The sequence below is a fragment of the Clostridium sp. UBA6640 genome, from assembly GCF_002455975.1.
Lineage (GTDB): Bacteria > Bacillota > Clostridia > Clostridiales > Clostridiaceae > Clostridium_J.
Window position 1 is genome coordinate 23746 of record NZ_DKLM01000039.1, and the last position, 12362, is coordinate 36107.

General features: G+C 29.9%; 10 protein-coding genes and 1 pseudogene. 10 read left to right on the forward strand and 1 reads right to left on the reverse strand.

Annotation, left to right across the window (positions count from 1 at the left end):
- Positions 1 to 498: 498 nt before the first annotated feature.
- The 10 genes and pseudogenes from B2W91_RS04250 (at position 499) to B2W91_RS04295 (ending at position 11845) form a co-directional block, all read left to right on the forward strand.
- Positions 499 to 1830, forward strand: a complete 1332-nt coding sequence (locus tag B2W91_RS04250; protein WP_291579039.1) for an SH3 domain-containing protein — start codon at positions 499 to 501, stop codon at positions 1828 to 1830.
- A 245-nt stretch (positions 1831 to 2075) separates the two neighbouring features.
- Complete coding sequence (locus B2W91_RS04255; RefSeq protein ID WP_291579040.1) at positions 2076 to 2615, forward strand: phosphatase PAP2 family protein; 540 nt, start codon at positions 2076 to 2078, stop codon at positions 2613 to 2615.
- Between the two features lie 270 nt (positions 2616 to 2885).
- Positions 2886 to 4667, forward strand: coding sequence for a sigma 54-interacting transcriptional regulator (locus tag B2W91_RS04260; protein ID WP_291579041.1), 1782 nt, complete (start codon positions 2886 to 2888; stop codon positions 4665 to 4667).
- Positions 4668 to 4926: 259 nt separating this feature from the next.
- Positions 4927 to 6219: a proline reductase-associated electron transfer protein PrdC gene (gene prdC, locus B2W91_RS04265; protein WP_291579042.1), complete on the forward strand. Its 1293-nt coding sequence runs from the start codon at positions 4927 to 4929 to the stop codon at positions 6217 to 6219.
- Between the two features lie 101 nt (positions 6220 to 6320).
- Positions 6321 to 8432, forward strand: a complete 2112-nt coding sequence (gene prdA, locus B2W91_RS04270; protein ID WP_291579043.1) for a D-proline reductase (dithiol) proprotein PrdA — start codon at positions 6321 to 6323, stop codon at positions 8430 to 8432.
- A 24-nt stretch (positions 8433 to 8456) separates the two neighbouring features.
- The gene (locus B2W91_RS04275; RefSeq protein ID WP_291579044.1) at positions 8457 to 8708 is read left to right on the forward strand and encodes a CBO2463/CBO2479 domain-containing protein; all 252 of its coding nucleotides are present in this window, start codon (positions 8457 to 8459) and stop codon (positions 8706 to 8708) included.
- A gap of 1 nt (position 8709) precedes the next feature.
- Entirely contained in the window at positions 8710 to 9435 is a 726-nt protein-coding gene (prdB, locus tag B2W91_RS04280; RefSeq protein WP_291579045.1) for a D-proline reductase (dithiol) protein PrdB, read from the forward strand.
- A gap of 171 nt (positions 9436 to 9606) precedes the next feature.
- Positions 9607 to 10365: a proline reductase cluster protein PrdD gene (gene prdD / locus B2W91_RS04285; protein ID WP_291579046.1), complete on the forward strand. Its 759-nt coding sequence runs from the start codon at positions 9607 to 9609 to the stop codon at positions 10363 to 10365.
- Positions 10366 to 10385: 20 nt separating this feature from the next.
- Entirely contained in the window at positions 10386 to 10856 is a 471-nt protein-coding gene (locus B2W91_RS04290; protein WP_291579047.1) for a glycine/sarcosine/betaine reductase component B subunit, read from the forward strand.
- Between the two features lie 3 nt (positions 10857 to 10859).
- Positions 10860 to 11845: pseudogene (locus B2W91_RS04295) on the forward strand (proline racemase).
- A 296-nt stretch (positions 11846 to 12141) separates the two neighbouring features.
- On the opposite strand, the gene B2W91_RS04300 reads toward B2W91_RS04295, so the two are convergent.
- On the reverse strand, positions 12142 to 12362 hold a 221-nt coding region (locus tag B2W91_RS04300; RefSeq protein WP_291579048.1), incomplete at its 5' end, for a hypothetical protein.

The window sequence follows — 12362 nt, forward strand, 5'->3', positions numbered from 1 at the left end:
TTCCACCCAAATTGCATATCAAGATTATGATATACCACTTTAAAAATTTTAACGGATTTATCCGGACTTTATTAAAGTCACTCAGAGGTGGTTTTCAACTGATTCTATTTAAGAATACTTTCAGCTAATGTATTCTCTCTCTGTAAATGTAAGGCAGCTTACTCTTCTCTTCATTGCATTTATTATTTATTTAATAATAGCATATGCATTTTATTAAAATTTGTATATTATAAATATATATTTATAATATTATATCACTTATAAATTTCATGTCAATAACAATTTCAATGAAAAATATAATTAGCAAGTAATTATAAATATAGAATTCTACAATAAAAATTTGTACGTAATAATTAAGAATTACAAAATAATACTCTTTGTGTAAATTTAATTTTAAAGATATATCTATTTTAAGATTAGTAAATATTAATCTACCGTCAATAGTTTTATAATCCATTAAGAATTAATACAATATATAATAAAAGTATATATAAAGAGGTGAGTGTACTGTTTACTCAATTTTCTTCAAAAGTTGCTAGAGTTAAAACAGAAATGTTATATCCTGAGTTTTGGATAAATAATAGTAGTACTTCAAAGAGAATAATAATATGTGATGATGAGATAAAAAGATATAATGAAAGAACTATGAAAAGTAATATAATGGAGGATATATTTTCATTACAAAATTTTCTCGAAGAGAAAGAATTAAGAAACTTAATTTTATCTGTAAGCAAACCTCATTCTACAATTAGATATAAAAATGGCCTTATTTTAGAAAAAGAGTATTTTTTTAAATTAAGTAAAAATTTAAATTTAGAAGCTATAAAAGAAAAAAACTTAATACAGTATGGAATGGTTATAAGAAGATCATATATAAAATCTTATCCTACAGATGATAGAATTTTTAAAAATCCAAAGGATTATGACTTAGATAGATTAATGGAAACGGCGATTAATATTTGCGATCCTTGTGTAATTTTACATGAAAGTAAAGATAAAGAATGGTATTTTATAAAAACATATGGGTATAAAGGATGGATTAAAAGAAAAGATATTGCTATAGGAGAAAAAGAAGCTATATTAAAATATACAAAAGCTAAGGAATTTTTAGTAGTTACAGGTAGAAGGATTTACACTGGATATAATCCTTTTGATGAAAGCATATCTATGATTCCTATAGATATGGGAGTAAAACTTTCATTAGTAAAAGAAGAAGACATTTTAGAAACTATTTATGATATGTATCCTTGTGGAAGTTATGTGGTATGGCTTCCAGTAAGGTGTTATGATGGAAGTTTAAAGTTTACACAAATATTAATTTCGAGAAGTGAAGATGTATGCTATGGATATTTACCTTATACAGAAGAGAATATTATAAGGCAAAGTTTTAAATGCTTAGGAGAAAGATATGGATGGGGAGGAGAATTTTTTGGAAGAGACTGTTCTAGTCTAGTAGTAGATGTATTTAAGACTATGGGACTAATGCTTCCTAGAAATTCATCTCAGCAAGAGAAGAAGGCAATAGGAATAACTAAATCTATAGAAAATATGACTATTGAGGAAAAGAAAAAAGTATTGGATAGGATGACTCCAGGATGTCTTATGTATCTAGATGGCCATGTTGTAATTTATTTAGGTAAATATCATGATGAGTACTTTATAATACATGACACTATAGGTTTTTATGTGTCTAGAATATGTAGTGAAAAAAAAGGAGATTTATGCCATATTTCAGCTAAAGGAGTTGCAGTAACGCCGTTAACTTTAATTTATACTTCTGATGGAGAAAACTATTTAAGAGCTATCAAAACAATAAAAATTTTTGGTTAACATAGTTAAGAATTTATAGTAAAATAATAATAATATATTTTATTATAAATTATATTAAAAATCTTAAAAAATAATAAGCTAGCATGTTAGTATATTTAGCATCACGCTAGGGTGCCATAATCACTTATAGAATTACTATGAGTATGACTTGGTGTTTTGTTTGATATAAAATATACTACATCTTTGGCTTGTTATTCTTTTCCAAACGACTTATATGAGAATTTAAATGGGAGAAAAGATTAAATATGCTTAAGAATATTAATGCTATTGATAAAATACTAATTGATTTTATACACCATGGATTGAAAAATCCATTATTTGATAAACTAATGCCGATTATAACTCATCTAGGTGATGGAGGAGTTATATGGATAATTATATCTATAATATGCTTATTTAAAAAAGACTATAGGCATATAGGACTTCTTTGTCTTGGCTCTTTATTATTAAGCACTATTTTGACAGAAGGTATAATAAAAAATGTGGTGGAAAGGGTTAGACCAATTATTAGGTATCCTATATCAGATCCATTGATACACATACCTAAATCTTTTTCCTTTCCATCGGGACACACTTCATCATCTTTTGCAGTAGCTACAATATTATTTATATTATTACCGCAGTATAAAATAATTCCTATAGTGCTTGCTGCACTTATAGGTTTTTCAAGAATCTATTTATATGTTCATTATCCTAGTGATGTATTTGCAGGAATGCTAGTAGGAATTTTAAGTGCCTTCATTACACTTTTAGGGTATAATTTAATAAGAAAAGATGATGTTTAAATAATTATTATGAATTTTAAAGACTTGGATAAAATCGTGACTTTGTCACGATTTTATTTAAGTATATGAATTTATAAAATTTTATTTTTAAGTTCAATATACAGATTAATTTTACTCAATCTTCTATTTTATATAAAACTAGCTTAAAGCCAGTTAAATTGTTGTAATATTTTTAATTTAGAAACAACTAGTGATATTTTATATTAACTAAAGGATGTAGATTTGTTATATAAATGCTAATTAAAATTACAAGGGGGGTAGGAGAAGAAGATGAACATTGGGGAATTACTTTATAAAGTAAAGGATATAATGAATATAGAATTTAAAGAGGTTCTTTATAGTGATACTGTTAAAGAAGTTTCAGATATGATGATAACACAGAACTTAGATGAAGTTATAGTAGTTGATGAAAAGCACACATTAATGGGGATTTTCACCAGAAAAGATTTAGCAAAAATATGCACTGAGAGAAGTGATCTACTAGAAGATAGAATTATAAATTATGCTATAAAAGATGTAGTTACAATAAATCCTTATAAATTTGCTAGAGATGCAAGAGATATTATGATCTTAAATAATATTGGACGCCTTCCAGTGATGGAAAAAGATAAGATTATTGGAATAATAACAAACAATAATTTAAGAGATAGTTTTTATCTAAAATTAGATGAAATATTCAATCTCCAAAATAATATTTTGGATAATATTCATGAAGCTGTATGCATTTGTGATATTGATGGAATAGTAACTTATTGGAATAAAAGCTCAGAAAAACTATATAAGGTCAAAGCTAAGGATATTGTTGGATTGAAAGTAACGGAACATTTTAATAATCCACTAATCCCTAAAGTATTAAAAGAAGGGAAAGCTATAGAGAATATAAGGCATGAGCCTATGAGAGGAAAGTCGGTAATTTTAAGTGTAATTCCAATATATAATCCTAAAAAAGAAATGGTGGCGGTAGTATCTACAGATAGAGATGTAACAGAAGTTGTATCCCTATCAAGAAAATTAGAAAGTGCTAATGCTAAAGTAGAAATGTTAAGTAATGCCTATAATAAAGAAATTGCTAATAATTATAGTTTTTCTTATATAGGGGGAAAGAGTAAAAAGATAATTGAGGCAATTAATCTTTGTCAAAAGGTAGCGCCAAGCTCAGCTTCTGTACTTATTACTGGAGAAAGTGGAACGGGAAAAGAAGTTTTTGCGAAAGCAATTCATGAAGCTAGTGGGAGAAATGGACAATTTGTTGCAATAAACTGTAGTGCTATACCTGAAAATCTTTTAGAAAGTGAACTTTTTGGGTATGTAGAAGGAGCTTTTACTGGTGCTACTAAAAAAGGTAGAATGGGAATGTTTGAATTTGCAAATAACGGAACTTTATTTTTAGATGAAATTGGGGACATGCCTTTTGGTATGCAAAGTAAACTTTTAAGAGTACTTCAAGATGGCGTAATATATAAATTGGGGAGCGGAAAACCTGTTTATACTAATACAAGAATCATAGCAGCTACTAATAAAGATTTAAAAAAATCTATTAAAGAGGAAACTTTTAGAAGTGATTTATTCTATAGATTGGCAATTGTACAAGTTGAGATACCTCCATTAAGAGAGCGGAAAGAAGATATTAAAGACTTAATTAATTTATTTATTAGCCAAGTATCAAAGAATGAGGGAATAGGGATAAAGGAAATAGATAATAGGATTTATAAAATATTATCATCATATAAATGGGAAGGAAATATAAGAGAACTAAAAAATGTAATCCAAAGAATGGTTTTACTATCTAATGGAGAATGTATATCAGTAGACAGTATTCCGAAATATATATTAAGCCATGAAGAGGAAAAATATTTTATAAATAAAGATATTGATTTAGAAGATAAATACAACTTAGAAAAAATGGTTAAAACTTTGGAGAGTGAAATAATAGAGGAAGTTATGAATATTACTGGCGGTAATAAAGTTAAAGCAGCAGAAATTTTAAAAATAAAAAGAAGCACACTATATTATAAATTAAAACAATATAATATGTTAGACACCTGTCAATAAATTGACAGGTGTGTTTATTTTCTGACATGTATTTAATGATTGAAAATCTTTATATAATGGGATATTGCAAGGGGGTAACAAAATCGTAGCAAGAAAAATGTCAGTTTTTTGACTAAGATGAAAAAAGATAAAATTTATTAATGAAGTGTTTTGTATTTATTAGGGCTATTTTCCAATGGTTAACTATAAGTTTTTATAATATTAATAATATTGGCATGATTTTTGCTGGTAAATTAAAGTAGGAAGAGGAGGGGAATCCATGAGTAATATGTTTAAATTTCCTTTAAAAATGCATGTAGGTGAGACTTGTGAACCTGTTGTAAAAGAAGGACAAAAAGTAAAAAGAGGAGAATGTATTGCAAATCCTATAAGGGGATTAGGTGCTAAAATTCACAGTAGCGTTAATGGTGAAATTTTTAAAATAACAGATAGAGAAATAATAATTTTATGTGATAAAGACCAAAGCAAAGATTATGTAAAGATAAGAGAATGTAATAGTATTGCTGATACTGTATTTGAAGCTGGTATAGTAGGGGCTGGCGGAGCAGGATTTCCCACGTATATAAAACTTAAAGTTGAAATACCAGATGGATATATAATAGCTAACTGCGTAGAATGTGAACCATTATTAGAACATAATATAAGGCTTTTAGAGGAAAATCCTCAAATAGTTATAAAAGGAATAAAATACGCAATGGAAGCTACTAAAGCTAAAGGTGCATACATAGGAATAAAGGCTAAAAATGAAAGGGCTATTGCCTCTATTGAAAAAGAGCTAAACGGAATTGATAACATAGAAATAAAAAAACTTAAAGATATTTATCCTATGGGAGAAGAGAGAGCTTTAATTCATAGCATTCTTGGAAGATGGTTAGAACCAATAGAACTTCCGTTAGCAGCAAAGTGTGTTGTATTGAACACAGAAACATTAGCAAATATAACAAGGGCTGTAGAAGATAGGAAACCTGTTATAGATAAAGATATAACTATAGCTGGGAAGATTAAAAGTGGTAAAGAATCTAAAGTATTTTTTGATGTTCCTATAGGAGCTCCTATAAAGGAGTTAATTGATCAGTGTGGTGGAATAGATGGTGAATATGGTGAACTTGTAATAGGTGGGCCATACACAGGAAAAGCAGAAGAGCTTGAAGAAGCCACTGTAACAAAAATATCAGGAGGAGCCATATTGACTATAGAATTGCCTGAATTTAAAGGTAATTTAGGATTGTTAGTTTGTGCTTGTGGAGCAAGTGAAGAAAGATTAAGAGACTTAGCAGGAAAAATGAAATCAAATGTTGTTAAAGTAGTACAATGTAAAAATATAGTCAATGTTAAAGGTGCTAATAAATGCAAAACTCCTGGAGATTGTCCAGGACAGGCTGCTGTAATATTAGATCTTAAAAAGGCTAAAGCGGAGAGAGTATTGATTTCCAATTGTAGTGATTGTTCAAACACTGTTATGAACTGTGGACCTAAGGCTGGCTTAGCTGTATATCATCATACAGATCATATATTTAGAACTGTAGATCACAAATTAACTAGAAGACTTTAATTATGTATTTTTCACTTGTTATTTTATAGGGACTCCATTTGCTAAATATCCATAATTGTAAAACTATATTAAAATAGTAGATTAAAAGGAGGCCTTTGATTATGTCAATGAGTAAAGAGCATGCAGAAGCTTTGAAAGATGAGGTTGCAGTTGTATGTTGTAGAACAGAAGCTGGGACTATAATCTCAGCAGATAATTTGGAAGATCCAGAAATTTTCCCTGATATGGTTGACTCAGGGTTATTAAATATACCAAAGAATTGTTTAAAAATAGGTGAAGTTTTAGGAGCTAGATTGATTAAAACTATAGATTCACTAACGCCTTTAACTCCAGATTTATTAGAAGGGATTAAAAGCTTGTCTACAAATGCTGAAAGCAAAATAAAAGAAAGTATAGATGAAAATGCTAAAGCAGTACTTAAAGTTAATAAAAAGTCAGGACAAATTATTTCAAGTGATGATTTAGAAAATCCAATGCATTTTGAGCAATTAGAAGATTCATTACTTATAAAATTAAAAGAAGATGTATTAACTGTAGGAGAAGTTCTAGGAAAAAAATTAAAAGTTGATGCAGTTGCATTAACCCCAATTACAGGAAACATGTTAGAGGGATATGATGAGGCAGTAATATCAAATCAATCAGAAACTATTACAAGTTTTAATGGTGGAGTTCTCAAAATTAAAATAGCTGAAGGTAAAGGAATTGATATTGAAGTTCCACTAAATATGATACCAATGGCGGAAGCGCCAACAAAAATGACTACTACAAGTACTCAATTATCAAATATTAAAACACAGGAAGTAAAAATAGAAGATAAATGTGAGTTAAAAGAAGTGATTTTAGAACCTAAAAAAGTAAGAAATCTAACTAAAAAACACTTTAAAATAGATGAAGTTAAGTTTGGACAAGAAACTAAAATTGAAGGTACAACTCTTTATATAAGAGAAAATATTTATGAAGATGCAGCAAATGAAAGTGAATTAGTTAAATCAATAAAAGTAGATATAATAACTCCAGAAAAATATAATATTTACTCTGAAACTATAATGGATGTACAACCAATAGCTACAAAAGAAGGAGACTCAAAACTAGGTACAGGGACTACAAGGATATTAGATGGAGTAATTGTAATGGTTACTGGAACTGATGAAGATGGAGTACAAATAGGCGAATTTGGTTCATCAGAAGGTATATTAGAAGAAAATATAATGTGGGGAAGGCCAGGTGCTCCAGATAAGGGTGAAATTTTTATAAAAACAGAAGTAGTTATAGCTAGAGGAACTAATATGGAAAGGCCAGGACCGTTAGCGGCACATAAAGCAACGGATTTTATAACTCAAGAAATAAGAATGGCACTGAAAGATTTAGATGAAAGTCTAGTAGTTGATACAGAAGAATTAGTTCAATATAGAAGGCCAGGAAAGAAAAAATTAGTTATAGTTAAAGAAATAATGGGACAAGGTGCAATGCATGATAATTTAATTTTGCCAGTGGAGCCAGTTGGAGTTCTTGGAGGAAAACCAAATGTTGACCTTGGAAATGTTCCTGTAATGTTGTCACCATTGGAGGTATTAGATGGAGGCATACATGCATTAACTTGTATAGGGCCAGCATCTAAAGAGTGTTCAAGGCATTATTTTAGAGAACCATTAGTAATAGAAGCAATGAAAGATGAAGAAATAGATTTGGCAGGGGTTATTTTCATAGGCTCTCCACAAATTAACTCTGAAAAATTCTATGTATCTGAAAGATTAGGAATGATGGTAGAGTCTATGGATGTAGATGGAGCTATAGTTACTACAGAAGGTTTTGGAAACAATCATATAGATTTTGCTTCTCATATAGAGCAAATTGGAATGAGAGAAGTAATTTGTGTTGGTATGTCTTTCTGCGCTGTGCAAGGAGCACTAGTTGTTGGTAATAAATATATGAAATACATGGTTGATAATAACAAATCAGAAGCAGGAATAGAAAATGAGGTTCTTTCCTGTAATACACTTTGCAAGGAAGATGCCATAAGAGCATTAGCTATGGTTAAGTCGGCTATGTCTGGTGAAGAAGTTAAAGCTGCTGAAAGAAAATGGAATCCAAATGTTAAGGAATCTAATTTAGATGAAATCGAAAAAGCTTATGATATAAAAGTTGATAGAGTAGAAAATGAAACTTCAATACCTATGAGTCAAAAAAGACTAGAAAAATATGCTACAAAGTAGTGATTTTATATAATGAGGTAAAAGATGCGGTACGGAGATAAAATTATTGAAATGCAAGGAATAATAGTGGAAATACAGGATGGAGCTGTTGGAATTGATTTAAAAGGCAGGCTCGGCTACATGAAAATACCTATGAGGATGCTTATCACAGATTACCCTCTTAAGCTAGGACAAGAAGTTGGGTTTAAAATGAGTTTTCCAGAGGTTTTATCAGAGGAAGCAAATGAAAAGTATGTAAGTAATATTGAGAAAAGAAATAGAAAGGCGGGAAAGTAATATGGATTATTCTGTTGTTAAGAACTTACAATCAGAAATATTTGTACCTATAACACCACCACCAGTATGGTCACCTGTTACAAAAGAGCTTAAGGATATGAAGATAGCTTTTGCAACTGCAGCAGGAGTTCACTTAAAGACAGATAAAAGATTTAACCTAGCAGGCGATTTTACTTATAGGATAATACCAGGAGATACTCCATCATCTGATCTTATGGTATCACATGGTGGATATGATAATGGTGATGTTAATAAAGATATAAACTGTATGTTTCCTATAGATAGATTAAAAGAATTAAAAGAAGAGGGATTCATAAAAGAAATTTCATCAATACACATTGGATTCATGGGCGGCGGCGGAAATCAAGAGAAGTTTTCTAATGAAACAGGGCCAGCAATAGCAAAAATGTTAAAAGAAGAAGGCGTAGATGCTGTAGTATTAACTGCGGGCTGAGGAACTTGTCATCGTTCAGCTGTATTAGTACAGAGAGCGATAGAGGAATCAGGGATTCCTACAATTTGTATAGCTGCATTACCACCTGTTGTAAGGCAAACAGGAACGCCAAGATCTGTAGCTCCACTTGTACCAATGGGGGCTAATGCTGGTGAGCCAAATAATAAAGAAATGCAAAGAAATATATTAAAGGACACATTAAAACAGTTAATAGATATAGATACTCCAGGAAAAATAGTAAGTCTTCCATATGAGTATATAGCTAAAGTTTAGAATATAAAATCCGACTTTCTTTTAAGGAAGTCGGTATTTATAGTTAATTAAGGTATCAAAAAGGAATGGCAAGTGAAAAATTTCATTTAGTTATGATTTTAATTCAGTAAAATTTGTTTTGTGATTTTAAAATATAATTAAAATCTAGATTATTAAAAAATGGTGAGTTTTATGAGTAATTATAAAGAATTAAGAAAGTTAATAATTAAAACTTTTCATATTAGAGAAGTTAAATTTTCTACTAGAACTTATATAGAAGAAGGTATTTTATATTTAAGGGAAGATCTAAGTAATATATCTTTTAACAAAGAATACATTAGAGATATAAAATTAAATATAATTCTCCCGCAGAATAGAGATATTTTTGTAAATTCTATTATGGATTTTTCTCCAATTGCCACTAAGGTTATCGGCAATATAGGTGAAGGAATAACTCATGTGCTTACAGGAGCTATAGTTATGGTTAATGGTGTAGATGAAGAAGGTATACAGGTTGCAGAGTTTGGATCATCAGAAGGCATACTTAATGAACAAGTTAAATTTAATAAGGCTGGTACTCCAAGAACGGAGGATATCATTATACAGATGGATTTTACTTTAAAATCTGGTATGGGTGCTTATAGGAAAGCCATAACTGAAGTTCATAGATGCTGTGATCTAGTAGTACAAGAGATAAGGGAAAGCTTGAAAATACTCAATGGAAGGCTTTCTACTGAAAGGTATGAGTATTATGATAAAGTCAAAAAAGATAGAAAAAAGGTAGTAATTATAAAACAAGTTGCTGGACAAGGTGCAATGTATGATACTTGTTTATTTGGAAATGAACCCTGTGGAACAATTGGGGGTAGGTCAATAATTGATATGGGAAACACTCCTATAATTGTATCACATAATGAATATAGAGATGGAGCCTTAAGGGCAATGCATTAATATTTAGGAGGGTTTTAATTATGGGAATAGGACCATCAACAAAAGAGACTACACTGCATCATTTTAGAGATCCATTAATTGATGTAGTAGCTAATGATGAAGATGTAGATTTACTAGGAATAATTATAGTTGGAACCCCACAGGCTAACGAAGATAAATTATTTGTTGGACAAAGAGTAGCTACTTGGGTAGAAGCTATGAGAGCAGATGGAGCAATAATTTCTGTAGATGGCTGGGGGAATAGTCATGTTGATTTTGCTAATACCATTGAAGAAATAGGGAAAAGAAATATTCCTGTTGTAGGCTTAAGTTTTATTGGAACTCAAGCTAAATTTGTAGTTACTAATAAATATATGGATACTATAGTTGATTTTAATAAGTCAAAAGAGGGGATAGAAACAGAAGTTGTGGGTGAAAACAATGTTTCAACTTTAGACAGTAGAAAAGCATTGGCTTTTTTAAAATTAAAGATGAGAAAGATGGGGGAGTAAATCATGAAATTTATAAAATCTATTCAAGCGATAGATTCTCATACTATGGGGGAACCAACTAGAATAGTTGTAGGTGGAGTTCCAGTAATAAAAGGGGATACTATGCCAGAGAAAAAAGCTTATTTAGAAGATCATATGGATTACATAAGAACAGCTATAATGCTTGAACCAAGAGGACATAAAGATATGTTTGGCTCTATAATAACTCAGCCAGTATCTAAAGAAGCTGATCTTGGAATAATATTTATGGATGCTGGAGGATATCTAAACATGTGTGGTCATGGATCTATAGGTGCTGCAACTATAGCAGTTGAAACAGGTATGGTTGAGGTTAAAGAACCATATACTGATATAATTTTAGAAGCACCAGCAGGGTTAATTAAAGCAAGAGTAAAAGTTGAAGGGGGAAGGGCTATTGAAACTTCCATAGTTAATGTTCCATCATTTCTATATAAAGAAGGAATAGAAATAGAACTACCAGAGATAGGGAAGGTAATAGTAGATATAGCTTTTGGAGGAAGTTTTTTTGCACTTGTTAAAGCGGAAGAACTAGGGATAGATATTAATCCTAATAATTCTACAAAGCTTAGTGCAGCAGGAGTAATGATAAAAGATATAATCAATAAAATAGTGGAGATAAAACATCCAACTTTATCACATATAAATACAGTAGATTTAGTAGAAATATATGGACCACCTAAAAACCCTAATGCCACACTTCAAAATGTAGTTGTATTTGGCGAAGGTCAGTTAGATAGATCTCCTTGTGGAACAGGAACAAGTGCTAAAATGGCAGCTTTATATGCGAAAGGAAAACTGAAAATGTCAGAAGAGTTTATATATGAGAGTATTTTAGGAACTATGTTCAGAGGAAACTTCATTGGAGAAACTAAAATAGGGGANNAACCGCAAGTGCATATATTACAGGATTTAATCAATTTGTAATTGATGATAAAGATCCAGTAAAATTTGGATTTAAACTTTCTTAATAGAAGGCGTTTTATGGAAATATAAATCTTTTATTAAGATATAGGAGTAAAGAAACATCTAGGGTTGTTAAGGTATGGATAAGAATTTCTTAAATGTGAAAGTAAAATATTAATATAAATATAGTCAATATTCCGTTCTACTTTATTATTTTGCAATAATAATATTAGAACAAGAATATTGACTATTTTCATGTCTAAAATTATAAAAATATTATACCAAAAGTTTGGAAATGGAAATAGAAATAGAGGTTAAATATTAATGAATTTTTATAATAATTATTAGAGCAGACTACTCTTTATTCTTTTTTGCGTTTTTTAAAGTTATTATATTCATCATATTCTTTATCAAACTCATCTTTAGACCATTCTGCTTCAATATCTTTGCCATTTATTTTAATAATAATTTTTGGTGAGAATACTGGATTAAAGGTAATATTACCATTGTTATCGTTAGTAACAGTAAAGTCGTTGCTAATATCTATATCATTATCGTTTTCGTTGTCATTATCGTTGTCAT